8 protein-coding genes and 1 tRNA gene are annotated in these 17,068 nt (G+C 71.0%); 1 reads left to right on the top strand and 8 read right to left on the bottom strand.

From position 1 onward, the window contains the following. Positions 1 to 64: 64 nt before the first annotated feature. The 6 genes from pgsA to AB0A97_RS29955 form a co-directional block, all read right to left on the bottom strand. Entirely contained in the window at positions 65 to 808 is a 744-nt protein-coding gene (pgsA, locus tag AB0A97_RS29980; RefSeq protein WP_361155660.1) for a CDP-diacylglycerol--glycerol-3-phosphate 3-phosphatidyltransferase, read from the bottom strand. Beyond that, positions 805 to 2,298, bottom strand: a complete 1,494-nt coding sequence (gene rimO / locus AB0A97_RS29975) for a 30S ribosomal protein S12 methylthiotransferase RimO (RefSeq protein ID WP_361155658.1) — start codon at positions 2,296 to 2,298, stop codon at positions 805 to 807. Before rimO ends, pgsA begins: the two co-directional genes overlap by 4 nt. Positions 2,299 to 2,400: 102 nt before the next feature. Further along, positions 2,401 to 3,216, bottom strand: coding sequence for a RodZ domain-containing protein (locus AB0A97_RS29970; RefSeq protein ID WP_361155657.1), 816 nt, complete (start codon positions 3,214 to 3,216; stop codon positions 2,401 to 2,403). Between the two features lie 329 nt (positions 3,217 to 3,545). Further along, positions 3,546 to 6,371 (bottom strand): DNA translocase FtsK, encoded by a 2,826-nt coding sequence (locus AB0A97_RS29965; RefSeq protein WP_361155655.1) that lies wholly within the window; start codon positions 6,369 to 6,371, stop codon positions 3,546 to 3,548. A 226-nt stretch (positions 6,372 to 6,597) separates the two neighbouring features. Beyond that, complete coding sequence (locus AB0A97_RS29960; protein WP_031008240.1) at positions 6,598 to 7,257, bottom strand: response regulator; 660 nt, start codon at positions 7,255 to 7,257, stop codon at positions 6,598 to 6,600. A gap of 253 nt (positions 7,258 to 7,510) precedes the next feature. Continuing rightward, positions 7,511 to 13,021 carry a HAMP domain-containing protein gene (locus AB0A97_RS29955; RefSeq protein WP_361155653.1) on the bottom strand — a complete coding sequence of 1,837 codons (5,511 nt, stop codon included), beginning with the start codon at positions 13,019 to 13,021 and terminating at the stop codon, positions 7,511 to 7,513. A gap of 288 nt (positions 13,022 to 13,309) precedes the next feature. Between AB0A97_RS29955 and AB0A97_RS29950 the strand changes: the two genes are divergently transcribed. After that, on the top strand, positions 13,310 to 15,952 hold the full coding sequence (locus tag AB0A97_RS29950; RefSeq protein ID WP_361155651.1) for a SpoIIE family protein phosphatase: 2,643 nt from the start codon (positions 13,310 to 13,312) through the stop codon (positions 15,950 to 15,952). A 76-nt stretch (positions 15,953 to 16,028) separates the two neighbouring features. Here AB0A97_RS29950 and AB0A97_RS29945 read toward each other — a convergent pair. Together AB0A97_RS29945 and AB0A97_RS29940 are read right to left on the bottom strand one after the other, a co-directional pair. After that, positions 16,029 to 16,104: transfer RNA gene (locus tag AB0A97_RS29945), tRNA-Thr, on the bottom strand. A 109-nt stretch (positions 16,105 to 16,213) separates the two neighbouring features. Beyond that, positions 16,214 to 16,912, bottom strand: coding sequence for a DegT/DnrJ/EryC1/StrS family aminotransferase (locus AB0A97_RS29940; protein ID WP_361155649.1), 699 nt, complete (start codon positions 16,910 to 16,912; stop codon positions 16,214 to 16,216). Between the last annotated feature and the right edge of the window lie 156 nt (positions 16,913 to 17,068).

Raw genomic sequence — 17,068 nt, 5'->3', positions numbered from 1 at the left:
GGCCCGTATCAGCGTGCATTTCCGCAGCCACTTCGGAAGGTCGCCCAGGCGGTCGGCTCCGTCTTCACCGTACGGAGTTCCCGTCGTCCGCCACGGCCCCGGACCGGCCCGCGGCTCGCGCGCCCCCGGCAGGGCCGTCGCCGTGTGCCTCGGCGGCCGACCTGGCCCGCTGCTCGGCCTGTACGGCCCGCGCCTCGGCCAGCCCGGCCCGCCGCAGGACGATCGCCTGCCGTACGTAGTCCAGGCCGGTCACGACGGTCAGCGCCACGGCCACCGCCATCACCCACCACCGGAACGACGCCAGCGGCCCGGTCAGCATGAGCACGTACATGCCGACGGCGGTGCCCTGGGCGAGGGTCTTCAGCTTCCCGCCGCGGCTGGCGGGGATCACCCCGTGCTTGATCACCCAGAAGCGCATCAGGGTGATGCCCAGCTCACGGAAGAGGATGACACCCGTCACCCACCACGGAAGGTCGTCCAGCACGGACAGGCAGATCAGCGCCGCACCCATGATCGCTTTGTCCGCGATCGGGTCGGCGATCTTCCCGAAGTCCGTGACCAGGTTGTACTGGCGCGCCAGGTGGCCGTCGAACAGGTCGGTGATCATGGCGATGGCGAACGCCGCCCAGGCGAACGAGCGCCAGGCCGGGTCGTAGCCGTCCCCGTGCATCAGCAGCATCACGAAGGCCGGTACGAGCAGCAGCCGCACCATCGTCAGGACGTTGGCGATGTTCCACAGCCCGGCCGTCCGGACGGCCGGCGCCGGGCGGTGGTGCCCACCGGCCGCGGAAGCCGGGACTCCGGTCATCTGCCCGCCTCCTCAGTACACGGCGCGCCGTCCACCGACAGCACCTCGGCCACCAGGTCGACGCCTTCACTGGCCACGACCTTTGCTTCGACCATACGACCCGGCGCAAGGTCGAGTGAGGTGCGCAGCAAGGTGACGCCGTCGGTCTCGGGGGCCTGGTGCGCGGCGCGCCCCACGACCCCGTCCTCCTCGTCGACGCTGTCCACCAGGACCGTCAGGGTCTCCCCCAGTCGCTCCTCGGCGCGCTGCGCGGTCAGCTCCTCGGCCAGCCGGGAGATGTGCGCGAGGCGCTCGGCGACCTCGTCCGGGTCGACCTTCTTGTCGTACGTGGCGGCTTCGGTGCCGTCCTCGTCGGAGTAGCCGAACACGCCGATCGCGTCCAGCCGGGCCCCGGTCAGGAAGCGCTCCAGCTCGGCGACGTCGTCCTCGGTCTCGCCGGGGAAGCCGACGATGAAGTTCGAGCGGGCACCGGCCTGCGGCGCCTTCGCCCGGATCTGCTCCAGCAGGTCCAGGAAGCGGTCGGTGTCGCCGAAGCGCCGCATGGCGCGCAGCACGCCTGGTGCCGAGTGCTGGAAGGACAGGTCGAAGTACGGGGCGACCTTGTCGGTCTCCGTCAGCACGTCGATCAGGCCGGGGCGCATCTCGGCGGGCTGGAGGTAGCTGACCCGGACGCGTTCCAGGCCGTCGACGGCGGCCAGCTCCGGCAGCAGCGTCTCCAGCAGGCGGATGTCGCCCAGGTCCTTGCCGTAGGACGTGTTGTTCTCGGAGACCAGCATGATCTCCTTCACGCCCTGCTCCGCCAGCCAGCGCGTCTCGCCGAGCACGTCGGAGGGGCGGCGGGAGATGAAGGAGCCGCGGAAGGACGGGATGGCGCAGAAGGAGCAGCGGCGGTCGCAGCCGGAGGCCAGCTTCACGGAGGCGACCGGGCTGGTGCCCAGGCGGCGCCGGAGCGGCGCACGGGGCCCTGAGGCGGGCGCCACGCCCTCCGGCAGGTCCGCGGGGGCCGGGGCCGGTTCCGCCGCGCCGTGGCCGGGCAGGGCGACGCCTGCGGCGTCCTGGCGCTCGGCGGGGCTGATCGGCAGCAGCTTGCGGCGGTCGCGCGGGGCGTGGGCCTCGACGTTGCCGCCGCTCAGGATCGTCTGCAGCCGGCCGGAGATGTCGCTGTAATCGTCGAAGCCGAGGACGCCGTCGGCCTCCGGGAGGGCGTCGGCCAGCTCCTTGCCGTACCGCTCGGCCATGCAGCCGACGGCCACCACCGCCTGGGTGCGGCCGTGGTCCTTCAGGTCGTTGGCCTCCAGCAGGGCATCGACGGAGTCCTTCTTGGCGGCCTCGACGAAACCGCAGGTGTTGACGACGGCGACATCGGCATCGGCGGCGTCCTCGACGAGGTCCCAGCCGTCCGCTGCCAGGCGGCCTGCGAGCTCCTCCGAGTCCACCTCGTTACGGGCGCAGCCAAGAGTGACAAGGGCGACGGTACGGCGTTCGGGCATGGAGCCAGCGTACTTTGTCCCGGCAACCTCCATCGCTGCCAGGGTTGCCCCGTCCGGCCGACGCCCCGGTCCCGGCTCGGCTCGGGCCCGGTCCTGGCCTGGTCAGCCCGCCTGCGGGCCCGCCGAGTAGCTCAGCCGCTCGACCGCTCCCTTGTCGCCGACCTTCTCGACCTCCTTGCCGTTGACGAACAGCTGCACGACGCCGGCGTTGCCGACGACCAGGTCGATCCGCTTCTTGTCCGTGAAGGTCTTGGACTCGCCCTTCTTGAGCAGGCCGTCCTCCAGCAGCCGGCCGTTGGCGTCCTTGGCGGAGATCCAGCTCTGCCCGTCCTTCGCGGTGATCTTGATGGTGACCTTGTCCTTCGGGACGCCCGCGATGGCGCTCTCCGAGGGCCCGGGGCCGGGGACGGTGCTGGGCCTGGCGGTCTTGCCGGACTTGCCGGCGGCGGGCTTGGTCGGCTGCACCGGCGCGACGGTGTTCTCCCCCTCGGCGACCGCGCTCCCCTTGCCGCCGCCGCTGAAGAGGGTGAAGCCCACGAAGCCGACGACCACGACGATGGCCGCGACCATCGCCGCCGTCCAGTTCGGGCGGCCCCGCTCGGGCCGGATGCGCTCGGCCTCGAAGAGCGGCGCCGCGGGGGTCGGCTCGGGACGGCCGCCGCGGTCTCCGTCGAACTGCGCGACCAGCGGTTCCGGATCGAGCCCGACGGCGCGTGCGAGCGTACGCAGGTGCCCCCGCGCGTAGACGTCGCCGCCGCACCGGGAGAAGTCGTCCTGCTCGATGCCCTGCACGATGGGCACGCGCACCCGGGTGGTGGTACTGACCTCGTCGACGGTCAGTCCCGCCGCGATACGGGCCTGCTGGATGGCGTGGCCGATGGAGGGCCGGTCGTCTTCGGAGGAGTTGCCGATGGACACGTGGGCGCCTTTCGAGCGTGAGCCACCTGCTGGAGGTTCAGTCTAGGGGTGTACCGAAAGGGTCGGGCAAGCGGAAGAGCGGACTTTGTACGCCATCAGAAGGCCGGGTGAGGCCGCCGGACGCCCGGTCCGGTTGCCGATGCTGCACCATCCTTCCACCACCTCCCTCAACTTGACGTAGCGACGGAGGAAACGGTTGCTTTCGATCTCCCACAGCCGCTTCGGACCGCCCGTACGAGTGAACTTGGAGCGTGACTCCTGGACTTCCTCCGCCGTCGCCGCGCGTCCGATGGACATCCCCGGACGACGGCTGCGGAGAACAGCAGCCGCTATGAAGGCGTCTCCCCCCGGATGACCGCCAGTACGCCCTCCAACTCGTCCGGCTTGACCATGACGTCGCGCGCCTTGGACCCCTCGCTCGGCCCGACGATGTTGCGCGACTCCATCAGGTCCATCAGCCGCCCGGCCTTGGCGAAGCCCACCCGCAGCTTCCGCTGGAGCATGGACGTGGACCCGAACTGGGTGGAAACCACCAGCTCAGCGGCCTGGCACAGCAGGTCCAGGTCGTCGCCGATGTCCTCGTCGATCTCCTTCTTCCTGGCCGTGCCGACGGTGACGTCGTCCCGGAAGACCGGCGCCATCTGGTCCTTGCAGTGCTGGACGACCTGCTGGACCTCGTCCTCCTGGACGAATGCGCCCTGCATCCGCACCGGTTTGTTCGCGCCCATCGGCAGGAACAGGCTGTCGCCCTTGCCGATCAGCTTCTCCGCGCCGGGCTGGTCGAGGATGACCCGGCTGTCGGCGAGCGAGGAGGTCGCGAACGCCAGCCGGGACGGCACGTTCGCCTTGATCAGACCGGTCACCACGTCCACCGAGGGACGCTGGGTGGCCAGCACCAGGTGGATGCCGGCGGCGCGCGCGAGCTGGGTGATGCGGACGATGGAGTCCTCCACGTCGCGCGGCGCGACCATCATCAGGTCCGCCAGCTCGTCCACGATCACCAGCAGATACGGGTACGGCGACAGGTCGCGCTCGCTGCCCTCCGGCGGCTTCGCCTTGCCGCTGCGCACGGCCGCGTTGAAGTCGTCGATGTGCCGGTAGCCGTAGGCCGCCAGGTCGTCGTACCGCAGGTCCATCTCGCGCACGACCCACTGCAGGGCCTCGGCGGCCTTCTTGGGGTTGGTGATGATCGGGGTGATCAGGTGCGGGATGCCCTCGTACGCGGTCAGCTCGACGCGCTTGGGGTCGACCAGCACCATGCGCACCTCGTCGGGGGTGGCGCGCGCCATCACCGAGGTGATCAGGCAGTTGATGCAGGACGACTTGCCGGAGCCGGTCGCGCCGGCCACCAGGATGTGCGGCATCCGCGCCAGGTTGGCCGAGACGTACCCGCCCTCGACGTCCTTGCCGAGGCCGACCAGCAGCGGGTGGTCCTCGCCCACCGACTCCGCCGAGCGCAGCACGTCGCCGAGGTTGACCATCTCCCGGTCGCTGTTGGGGATCTCGATGCCGACCGCGGACTTGCCGGGGATCGGGCTGATGATCCGTACGTCCGGGCTGGCGACGGCGTACGCGATGTTCTTGGCCAGCGCGGTGATCTTCTCCACCTTCACCGCGGGGCCCAGTTCGATCTCGTAGCGGGTGACCGTGGGGCCGCGGGTGAAGCCGGTGACCGCCGCGTCGACCTTGAACTCCTGGAAGACGGTGGTCAGCGACTCCACGACGGCGTCGTTGGCCGCGCTGCGGGTCTTGCCGGGGCCGCCGCGGGTGAGCAGGTCCAGCGACGGCAGCGCGTAGGTGATGTCGTTGGACAGCAGTAGCTGCTCGGCCCGCGAGGGCAGCTCGCCGGGCGGTTCCGGCGCGGGCTTCGTGAAGTCCGGCACCGGGCCCGAGGGCTTGTCCGTGTCGTCCCGGCCCGGGCCGCGGGCGGGCGGCACCGCGCCGCTGTCCTGCTTCCTGCCGGGCGTGGGCCGCTCGTCGTCGCCACGCTCACCGTCGCCGTCCTCCCCGTCACGGCGCTCGCCGGAGATGCTGCTGCTGAGGTCGGCGACCAGGGGCGACGGCTGGACGCCGTGCAGGACGGCCCCGTCCAGCGAGGCGGCGGCCGCGGCGGCCACGTCGACCGCGTCCATGGGACGGTCGGCGGGCTGCAGGGGCGTACGGCGCCCGCGGCGGCGCTTGGCCAGCGCCGCCTCCTCTATGGCGTCCGGATCGTCCACGGGAGCCGGGCCGACGGCGCGCCGCGCGCCCCGCCCGGACCGGTCGCGCCGGTCCTCGGCGTACTCCTCCGGCTCCACGGCGACCGGCTCGGGCTCGTACACCTCGACCAGGCCCAGCCGGGCGCCGAGCAGCCGCAGCCGCTGCGGGATGGCGTTGACGGGTGTGGCGGTGACGACGAGCAGGCCGAAGACGGTGAGCAGCACCAGCAGCGCCACCGCCAGGGTCTGGCCGACGGTGAAGATCAGCGGCTTGGACGCGGCCCAGCCGACATAGCCTCCGGCGTCCTGCACGGCCGCTATGCCGTCGCCCCGGCCGGGCGACCCGCAGGCGATCGCGACCTGGCCCAGGACGCCGAAGACCAGGGCGGTCAGGCCGATCACGATCCGCCCGTTGGCCTCGGGCTGCTCCGGATGCCGGATCAGCCGCAGCGCGATGCCGCCGAGGAGTATCGGTACGACCAGGTCCAAGCGGCCGAAGGCACCGGTGACCAGCAACTGGACGAGGTCGCCGACCGGGCCGCTGAGGTTGGACCAGGTGCCGGCCGCGATGACCAGGGCGAGGCCGAGGAGCAGCAGCGACACCCCGTCCTTGCGGTGCGCCGGGTCCAGGTTCTTCGCACCGCGCCCGAAGCCGCGGAACATCGCGCCGACAGCGTGTGCCAGCCCGAGCCAGCAGGCCCGCACCAGGCGGTAGACGCCGCTGGTGGGCGACGGCGCGGGTCTCGGCGGCGCCTTCTTGGCGGCCGCCTTCTTCGCCGGCGCGCGCTTGGCCGGTGCGGTCTTCTTGGCGGGCGCCCTCCTGGCCGGAGCCGGCGCCTTCTTCGCCGGTGCTTTCTTCGCGGCGGCCTTCTTGGCGGCGCCCCCGGGCTGTCCGGCGCGCTGCTTCGAGGGGCCCGCCGTGCTCTGGGAACCCTTGCCGGACGTACGTGAGGCCATGGTGACGAGATTACAGGCGACGGCCACAGTGACACGAGCGCTCGGCCCTTCACCCATTCGTGTCGCGCTCCGCACCGGAGACTTCACGCCGACGGCCCACGACACCGGCACCGCACACGGCTGGTGATGGGCCGTCAGAGCCGCGCCGGGGCGGCAACCCGCCGCCGTGGCCCGCAGGCCGCCCGGCAGGCGACTGGAGCGCCAGGCGGCGCCGCAGGGCGCCGCGTCAGGAGGCGGCGTTGCCCGTGCCGGGTTCCAGGGCGTCCAGCGCCCGCCGCAGTCCGGTGAGCTTGCGCTCCAGATGGGCCGCGGTCGCGATGGCCGCCGCGTCCGCCGACTCGTCCAGCTGCTTGGACAGCGCCTCGGCCTGCTCCTCCACGGCCGCGAGCCGGGCGGACAGCTCGGCGAGCAGCCCCGCGGGCTCCCTGGCCTCGTCCGCCGCGGCACGGCCGCTCTCCAGTTGCAGCCGCAGCAGCGTCGCCTGCTCCCGCAGTTGACAGTTCTTCATGTACAGCTCGACGAAGACCGAGACCTTGGCGCGCAGCACCCACGGGTCGAACGGCTTGGAGATGTAGTCGACCGCTCCCGCCGCGTAACCACGGAAGGTGTGGTGCGGGCCATGGTTGATGGCGGTCAGGAAGATGATCGGGATGTCGCGGGTGCGTTCGCGCCGCTTGATGTGCGCGGCCGTCTCGAACCCGTCCATCCCCGGCATCTGCACATCGAGCAGGATCACCGCGAAATCGTCGGTGAGCAGTGCCTTGAGCGCTTCCTCCCCGGACGATGCCCGCACCAGTGTCTGATCGAGCGCGGAGAGGATCGCCTCCAGCGCCAGCAGATTCTCCGGCCGGTCATCGACCAGGAGGATCTTGGCCTTCTGCACCATGGCCCGTCCTCCTCGCCCCGGCAATGAACCGGACGCCGCCCCAGGGGACGGCTCTGTCATGCCGCCCGTCCTTGTGCCGGTCATCGTAGCCGCACCCCGCCTGTCGCCACACCCTGTCACCGCGATGTCACTGTGCACGTAGCACAAACGCAGCGAGAGACCAGAAGGTTCCCCGAATACCGCTCTCCCACACGTGGTCGGCCACACTGAGTCAACATGCGGGGAACCTTACGAGCCTCATTTGACGAACGTGTCACCGCGTGCGCATCCATTGCTCCATCACCGTCAGCAGGTGGTCGGTGTCCACCGGCTTGGTCACGTAGTCGGACGCCCCGGCCTCGATGCTCTTCTCCCGGTCGCCCTTCATCGCCTTCGCGGTCAGCGCGATGATCGGCAGCCCGGCGAACTGCGGCATCCGCCGGATCGCGGCCGTGGTCGCGTAGCCGTCCATCTCCGGCATCATGATGTCCATCAGGACGAGCACCACGTCGTCGTGCTGCTCCAGGACCTCGATGCCCTCCCGGCCGTTCTCCGCGTACAGCACCGACAGCCCGTTCTGCTCCAGCACGCTGGTGAGCGCGAACACGTTGCGGATGTCGTCGTCGACGATCAGCACCTTCTCGCCGTGGAAGCCGCCGTCGAACCCGGCCGACACCAGGTCCTGGCCGTTGCCGATCCAGGGCTCCTCGACATGCGTCCGCGCGGGCTCCTCCGCGGGCTGCGGCGCCGCCGGCGCGGGCGCCGCCGGCAGCTCCGGCCGCGGCGTCTCGACGGCGGCCGCCCGGCGGCGCCGCCGGGCGATCCCCGGACCGCTGCCCCGGGACGGCGCGACGCCGGTCTGCACGGCGTCCTCCGCGGCCTGCCGCCCCAGCTCCGCGTCGCGCGCCTCGGCGTCCATCGCGAGCCCGCCCGCGACCAGCTGCGGGTAACCCTGCGGCGGCAGCCCGCCCGGGTTGTACGGCAGGTAGAGCGTGAAGGTCGAGCCGCGGCCCGGCTCACTGGCGGCGTGGATCTCGCCGCCGAGCAGCCGGGCGATCTCCCTGCTGATGGACAGGCCCAGGCCCGTACCGCCGTACTTGCGGCTCGTGGTGCCGTCCGCCTGCTTGAACGCCTCGAAGATCACCCGCATCTTGCTGGACGCGATGCCGATGCCGGTGTCCGTCACCGAGAACGCGATCATGTCGGCGTCCGGCTCGCGCAGCGCGCCGTGCTCCAGCAGGTGCTCGCGGATGTCCGTCGGCACGTCGTCGCCGGCCGGCCGGATGACCAGCTCGACGGCGCCGCTGTCGGTGAACTTCACCGCGTTGGCCAGCAGGTTGCGGAGCACCTGGAGCAGCCGCTGTTCGTCGGTGTGCAGCGTGGCGGGCAGCTCCGGGGAGACCCGTACGGAGAAGTCGAGTCCCTTCTCCGCGGTCAGCGGCCGGAACGTGGCCTCGACGTAGTCGACGAGCTGGACCAGCGCGATACGGGTCGGGCTGACGTCCATCTTGCCCGCCTCGACCTTCGACAGGTCCAGGATGTCGTTGATGAGCTGGAGCAGGTCGGAACCGGCGCCGTGGATGGTCTCGGAGAATTCGACCTGCTTCGGGGAGAGATTCCCCTCCGCGTTGTCGGCGAGCAGTTTGGCGAGAATCAGCAGCGAGTTCAGCGGCGTCCGCAGCTCGTGCGACATGTTCGCCAGGAATTCCGACTTGTAGCGCATCGAGACGGCGAGCTGCTCGGCGCGCTCCTCCAGGACCTGCCGCGCCTCCTCGATCTCGGTGTTCTTCACCTCGATGTCGCGGTTCTGCGCGCGCAGTTGCTCGGCCTTCTCCTCCAGTTCGGAGTTGGACAGCTCCAGCGCCTTCTGGCGGCTCTCCAACTCGCCGGAACGTTCCTTGAGTTGTTCGGTCAGCTCCTGCGACTGCTTGAGCAGCACCTCGGTCTTGGTGTTGACGGAGATGGTGTTGACGCTGGTCGCGATCATCTCCGCGATCTGGCTGAGGAAGTCCTTCTGGATCTGCGTGAACGGCTGGAAGGAGGCCAGCTCGATCACACCGAGCACCTTGTCCTCGAAGAGCACCGGCAGCACGATCACATTGGCCGGCGGCGCCTCGCCGAGCCCGGAGGCGATCTTCAGATAGCCGGAGGGCACGTTCTCCACCAGGATGGTGCGCTTCTCCTCCGCCGCCGTGCCGATCAGGGTCTCCCCCGGCCGGAACGTCGTCGGCATGCTGCCCATCGAGTAGCCGTACGAGCCCATCAGCCGCAGCTCGTAGGCGCCCGGCTCGCCGCCGTCCGCACCGATCTCGTTGCTGTCGCCGGGCTGCGCGGCGAGGAAGAACGCGCCGTGCTGCGCCGAGACCGCCGGGGACAGCTCGCTCATGATCAGCGTCGCCACGTCCTTGAGGTCGCGGCGGCCCTGCATCAGACCGGAGATCCGGGCCAGGTTTCCCTTGAGCCAGTCCTGCTCCTCGTTGGCCAGGGTGGTCTCGCGGAGCGTGGCGATCATCGTGTTGACGTTGTCCTGGAGCTCCAGGATCTCGCCCGCCGCGTCCACGTCGATCCGGACGTTGTGGTCGCCCAGCGTCACCGCCGCGGCGACGGCGGCGATCGCCCGCACCTGGCGGGTCAGGTTGCCCGCCATCTCGTTCACCGACTCCGTCAGGTCCTTCCAGGTGCCGGCCACGCCCCGCACCTGCGCCTGACCGCCCAGCTGGCCGTCCGTCCCCACCTCGCGGGCCACCCGGGTGACCTGCTCGGCGAAGGAGGAGAGCTGGTCGACCATCGTGTTGATGGTCGTCTTCAGGGCCAGGATCTCGCCCCGCGCGTCGATGTCGATCTTCTTGGTCAGGTCGCCCTTGGCGATGGCCGTGGTGACCATCGCGATGTTGCGCACCTGGCCGGTCAGGTTGTTGGCCATCGAGTTCACCGACTCGGTCAGGTCCTTCCACGTACCGGCGACGCCGGGTACGCGGGCCTGGCCGCCCAGGATGCCGTCGGTGCCCACCTCACGGGCCACCCTGGTGACCTCGTCGGCGAACGACGACAGCGTCGTGACCATCGTGTTGACCGTGTCGGCGAGCTGCGCGACCTCGCCGCGCGCCTCGACCGTGACCTTCTTGGTCAGGTCGCCGTTGGCGACCGCCGCCGAGACCTGGGAGATGTTGCGCACCTGGATGGTCAGGTTGTTGGCCATCAGGTTGACGTTGTCGCTCAGGTCCTTCCAGATGCCGGTGACCCCCGGCACCCGGGCCTGGCCACCGAGCTGGCCCTCCGTACCCACCTCACGGGCGACGCGCGTCACCTGCTCGGCGAACAGGGAGAGCTGGTCGACCATCGTGTTCACGGTCGTGACCAGTTCGAGGATCTCGCCCTTGGCGTCGACGGTGATCTTCTTCGACAGGTCGCCGCGCGCGACCGCGGTGGTCACCTCGCCGATGCTGCGCACCTGGGACGTCAGGTTGTTCGCCATGAAGTTGACGGACTGGGTGAGGTCCTTCCACGTACCGCTGACGCCCTGCACCTCGGCCTGGCCGCCCAGGATGCCCTCGGTGCCCACCTCGCGGGCGACGCGCGTCACCTGGTCGGCGAACGAGGAGAGCTGGTCGACCATCGTGTTCAGGGTGTTCTTCAGCTCCAGGATCTCGCCCCGGGCGTCCACGTCGATCTTCTGCGACAGGTCACCGCGGGCCACCGCCGTCGCGACCTGCGCGATGTTGCGGACCTGGGCGGTGAGGTTGCCGGCCATGCCGTTCACCGAGTCGGTCAGATCGCGCCAGACCCCCGCGACGCCCGGCACCTGCGCCTGGCCGCCGAGCCTGCCGTCCGTACCGACCTCGCGGGCCACCCGGGTGACCTGCTCCGCGAAGGCCGAGAGCTGGTCGACCATCGTGTTGATGGTGTTCTTCAGCTCCAGGATCTCGCCGCGCGCGTCGACGTCGATCTTCTGCGACAGGTCGCCGCGCGCGACCGCCGTCGTCACCTGGGCGATCTGCCGCACCTGGGACGTCAGGTTGCCCGCCATGAAGTTGACGGAGTCGGTCAGTTCCTTCCACGTACCGCTGACGCCGTCCACCCGGGCCTGACCGCCCAGCCGGCCCTCCGTACCCACGTCCCGGGCCATCCGGGTGACCTGGTCGGCGAACGAGGAAAGCTGGTCCACCATGGTGTTCACGGTGTTCTTCAGCTGGAGCATCTCGCCGGACACGTCGACGGTGACCTTCTGCGACAGATCACCGTTGGCCACCGCCGTCGTCACCTGCGCGATGTTGCGCACCTGACCCGTCAGGTTGCGGAAGGCGGTGTTCACGGAGTCCGTGAGGTCCTTCCAGGTGCCCGCGGCGCCCGGTACGGCGGCCTGGCCGCCCAGCTCACCCTCGACGCCGATCTCGCGCGCGACGCGCGTCACCTCGGCGCCGAACGAGGAAAGCTGGTCCACCATGGTGTTCACGGTGTTCTTCAGTTCGAGCATCTCGCCCGCGACGTCGACCGTGACCTTCTGCGACAGATCACCGTTGGCCACCGCCGTCGTCACCTGCGCGATGTCACGGACCTGACCCGTCAGGTTGCGGAAGGCGTTGTTCACCGAGTCGGTGAGGTCCTTCCACGTACCGGCGGCGCCCGGCACCTGCGCCTGCCCGCCGAGCTGGCCCTCGGCACCGACCTCGTTGGCGACCCGCGTGACCTCGTCCGCGAACGTGCGCAGCGTCTCGGTCATCGTGTTGATCGTGTCGGCGAGCTGCGCGACCTCGCCGCGCGCGCTGACCGTGACCTTCTGCGACAGGTCGCCGTTGGCGACCGCCGTGGTCACCTGGGCGATCCCGCGCACCTGGGCGGTGAGGTTGCCGGCCATCAGGTTGACGGAGTCCGTGAGGTCCTTCCAGACCCCCGCGACGCCCGGCACCTGCGCCTGGCCGCCCAGCTCACCCTCCGTACCGACCTCGCGGGCCACCCGGGTGACCTCGGAGGCGAAGGAGGAGAGCTGGTCCACCATCGTGTTGACGGTGTTCTTCAGCTCCAGCATCTCGCCGGCGACATGCACGGTCACCTTGCGTGACAGATCACCCTTGGCGACCGCGGTGGTGACCAGCGCGATGTCCCGCACCTGCGCCGTCAGCCGGGACGCCATCGTGTTGACGGACTCGGTCAGGTCCTTCCAGGACCCGGACATGCCGCGCACCCGCGCCTGCCCGCCGAGCTTGCCCTCCGTACCGACCTCGCTGGCGACCCGCGTCACCTCGTCGGTGAAGGCCGAGAGCTGGTCCACCAGGCCGTTGACCGTACGGCCCACCTTCAGGAACTCACCGCGCAGCGGATGCGCCGAGGTCCCGTCCGTGCCGCGCGAGCGCAGGTCCATCCGCTGTTCCAGGTCGCCCTCGGACACCGCGGAGAGCACCCGGCCCACCTCGGACACCGGCCGTACGAGATCGTCGACCAGGGCGTTCGAGGCGTCCACGGCCGCGGCCCAGGAGCCCTCACAGGCCCCGGCCTCCAGCCGTTCCGTGAGTTTTCCCTCACGGCCGACGACCCGGCGCACCCGCGCCAGCTCTCCCGTCAGGTGCAGATTGCGGTCCGCCACCTCGTTGTAGACAGCGGCGATCTCCGACAGCACTCCGTCGCCGGAGACCGTCAGCCGCTTACGGAAATTCCCGTCCCGCATCGAGACGAGTGCAGCCAGCAGCCGGTTCAGCGCAGCCGTATCCACCTCAGTCGTCCCGTTGCTCCGGGAACGTCCGCCTTTCGCGCGCGTGCTCGTGCCCCGCGCCGCTGCGCCAGACTCCACCGTGTCCCTCCCGCAGGGTCGACCGTTCTACCCGGGCCTTCTCTTTGAGCTTGCCCAGTGTTTCACCATGGCCCAACCAGGCCATAACAGTTCGGCAGCATCGCATACCGTCCCGGAGCACGATCGGGGCGCAAACAGACGTGACCGGCATCCGCACGCGCGGCGAAGGTAAGTAACCTGGCATCCGGCTGTCCACCCGCCCTGGCCGTCCAGCACGGGCAGTGGGCGAGCACACCAGGCTTTCGGAGGGGCGCCGCCATGGTGGGAGAGCAGATCACCGACACACGCATGAGGAGACCAGTGATCACCGCGCGGGCCGCTGCCACGTTCGAGCCGGTCGGCCGCTCGGTCGCCACCGCCCGCGCCTTCGTGCGCGACACCCTCCAGGGCTGGGGCTACGGCGACATCGTCGACGACGCCGTCGTCCTGACCAGCGAACTGGTCACCAACGCCGTCGTCCACGCGGGCACCGCCGCCGACGTACTGTGCCTGCGCTCGGACGGCGGGGTGCGCATCGAGGTCGCGGACCGCTATCCGGAGCGCGAGATCCCGCTGCAGAACGCCGGCCGCGCGTTCGCCCATCCGGACCGCGAGGGCGGCCGAGGGCTGCTGCTGTGCGGCGCGCTGGCCACCCGCTGGGGCGTGGAGTACACCGCCTCCCAGAAGCACGTCTGGTTCCAGCTCGACCTGCCCGAGCGCCCGGCCGGCACCCGCTCGGCGGGCCCCGCCCTGCCCGTGGACGCCCTGCCGGTCGCCGACAGCCGGGTCCGCGTCGCCGTCGTCCAGGTCGACCGCGGCGGCTGCATCAGCTTCTGGAACGAGGACGCCCGGGACCTCTTCGCGTACGACCCCGAGCAGGTCGCCGGCAAGCCGCTCACCGACTTCGCGGCCTGGCCGCACACCCCCGGCACCGGCACCGGCATCGCCGAGGCCCTCCAGCTCTCCCGCTGGGAGGGGTCCTACGGCATACGGGGCGCCGACGGCCGGGTCGTCCCGGTGTACGCCTCCCACCTGCGCGTCCGCGACGCCGACGGCGAGCCGTACACGGTCTGCCTCCTGGTGCGCGACCACGAGCGCGCCGTCCTGCAGAGTCCGCTGCGCACCCCGGCCCCCGACCAGGCCGCCCAGCCGCCCGAGGGCCGCGGCCCCGCCGACCCGTTCGAGGTCTTCATCGGCTCGCCGGCCCCCGACGACCTGGACGGCCTGCTCCAGCGCACGGTCGAGCGCGCCCGCGACATGCTCGACGGCGACGCCGCGTACCTCCTGCTGGCCACCGACGACGAGACCGAGCTGGAGGTACGGGCCTCCACCGGCCTGCCCTCCGCCCGCCAGCGCTTCGCCCGCGTCCCGGTCGAGGCGGGCTCCGGACGGTACGGCTCCGCCCGGATGCCGGCCGTCCACGAGGACCTGACCGCCGTACCGGGCGCCGTGCCGCTGCTCTCCGGTACGGGCATGCGCTCGGTCGTCACGGTTCCCCTGAAGGTCGAGGGCCGCCTGACCGGCTCCCTGGGCGTCGCCGCCGAAGCTCCCGGCCGCTACACGAACGAGGAGGCGCTGCGCCTCCAGTTCGCCGCCGACCGCATCGCGCTGGCCGTCGAACGGGCCCGCCTGACCGAGCTGGAGCGGCTGCGCCGCGGCTCCCTCTCCTTCCTCGTCGAGGCGTCCGACCTGCTGGCCGGCACCCTCGACCGGGACCAGACGCTGGCCCTGATGGCCCAGATGACCGTCCCCACCCTCGCGACCTGGTGCGCCGTGTACACCGTCGCCGACCAGGCCTCCGAGCCGGAGCTGTCGTACGTCCTGCACGAGGACGAGGACCGCATCGACGGCCTCAAGTCGCTCCTGATGAAGGTCGCGCCGCCCGAGCCGGTGCCCACGCCCGGCGCCCGCCTGTGGAACGCGCCGACCGACGCCGCCCACGACGCGGCCCTGCGCACCTCCCTGCGCAGCCTGGGCCTCGGCAACTCGGCCCGCCCCTCCAAGGGCCCCGGCGCCACCCTCGCCACCGCCTCGGCGGTCGGCGGCGAGACCGTCGTCCTGCCCCTGGTCGCCCGCAACCGCGTCATCGGGATGCTCACCCTCGGCAAGCCCAGCGAGGAACACTTCCGCCAGGAGATCCTGGAACTCGCCGAGGACCTCTCCCGCCGGGCCGCGCTCGCCCTGGACAACGCGCGCCTGTACTCGGAGCGCACGGCCATCAGCCAGTCCCTCCAGCGCAGCCTGCTGCCCCCGGAGCTGCCCGAGGTCCCGGGCGTCGAGGTCGAGGTCATCTACCGCGCGGCCGGCGAGGGCAACGAGGTCGGCGGTGACTTCTACGACCTCTTCCCCATCCGCGACGGCGCGTACGGCTTCGCCATCGGTGATGTCTGCGGTACGGGCCCGGAGGCCGCCGCGGTCACCGGCCTGGCCCGGCACGCGCTGCGCCTGCTCGCGCGCGAGGGCTTCGGCGGTCCCGCCGTCCTGGAGCGCCTGAACGCCGCGATCCTCGACGAGGGCGCCCGCAGCCGCTTCCTGACCCTGCTGTACGGCGAACTGTGGCCGCAGCGCGACGGCAGCGCCGTCCTGAAGGTCGTCTGCGCGGGCCATCCGCTGCCGCTGCGCCTGCGCCAGGACGGCACGGTCGAGCCGGCCGCCGAGCCGCAGCCCCTGCTGGGCGTCATGGAAGACCTGGAGCTGTACGAGCAGACCGTCACGCTCGACCCGGGCGACGTCCTGCTGTGCGTCACCGACGGCGTCACCGAGCGCCGCGAAGGCACCCGGATGCTGGGTGACGACGGTCTCACGGACGTGCTGACGACCTGTACAGGTCTGACCGCCGGCGCCGTGGCCGCGCGCATCCTGCGGGCGGTGGAGCGCTTCGCCGCGGAACCGGCGTCCGACGACATGGCCATCCTCGCCATGCGCGTCCCCGAGGTCCCGCTCGACGCGTGACCCGGGGGCCCGTCGGCCCCTCCCTTTCCGCCGCATACGGGAAAGGCCCCCGCCGTTCGGCGGGGGCCTTTCCCTCTGGAGCCCCAATACGGAATCGAACCGTAGACCTTCTCCTTACCATGGAGACGCTCTGCCGACTGAGCTATTGGGGCGCGGCAACGAGGAAAACTCTACCCGAACTCGTCCGATAAACCGAATCAAGAAGCGCTCACCCGGAAGAGTGCCTGCGAAACGCACACCGCTCCCCCACAAAAGGGACTTTCAGAACGCCGGTTGCGGCGCCGGTCGCAGTAGTCCGCCGAGTGCGTTGCAGGCGGCGGCCATCTTCTGCAGTTCGCGTCGAGACAGTTCGAAGCGCACCGGCAGCGCGAGCGTCTCGTCCACGGCCCGCTCGGTCTGCGGCAGGAACACGTCCCGCCGCAGCCCCGGCATGCGGTACACAGGCGCCTGTACGGGCACGCGGCACGCGACACCCCGGGAGCGCAGGGCCCGCGCGAAGGCGTCGCGGTCCGGCCGTCCGTTGCCTGGAACCCGCACGACGTACTGCTCGTAGGTGTGGCCCGCGACGGCGGACGGCGTCAGCACGCCGGTCAGCCGCCCGTCCAGGTAGGCGGCCCGGTCCTGCCTGCGCCGTACGTCGTCCTGGCCCGGCCGCCCGGCACCGGGCTCGTCGGCGGCGACGACCAGCAGACCGTACCGCCGCCCGGTCTCGCGTATCCAGCCCATGTCCGCCGGCCGTCCGAAGCGGTGTACGGCGACGACGGCCGCCGTACGCGGGGTGACCGCGTCGGCCACCGCGGCGGGGTCGAGGCAGAGGCTGTCGGCGTCCACGTCGGCGAAGACCGGCAGCGCTCCCAGCTCCACGACCGCCCGGGCGACCTCGGGGCTGCCGTACGCCGGCACCACCACCTCGTCGCCTTCGCGGACACCGGCCGACCTGAGCGTTTCCACTGTCGCCATGTCACGGAGCCTGACCACGTGAAGTGAACATGAAGTAACGCGCCGCACTGCACCGTGAGAACAAAAAAGCTCCGGTCCCTGAACCAGAGGTTCAGGGACCGGAGCTGAAAAATTGTTCGGCGGCGTCCTACTCTCCCACAGGGTCCCCCCTGCAGT

The organism is Streptomyces sp. NPDC045470 (genome assembly GCF_040646595.1).
GTDB lineage: Bacteria > Actinomycetota > Actinomycetes > Streptomycetales > Streptomycetaceae > Streptomyces.
Note: the sequence above shows the minus strand (reverse complement) of the source record. Positions and strands in the feature narration are given on the sequence as shown.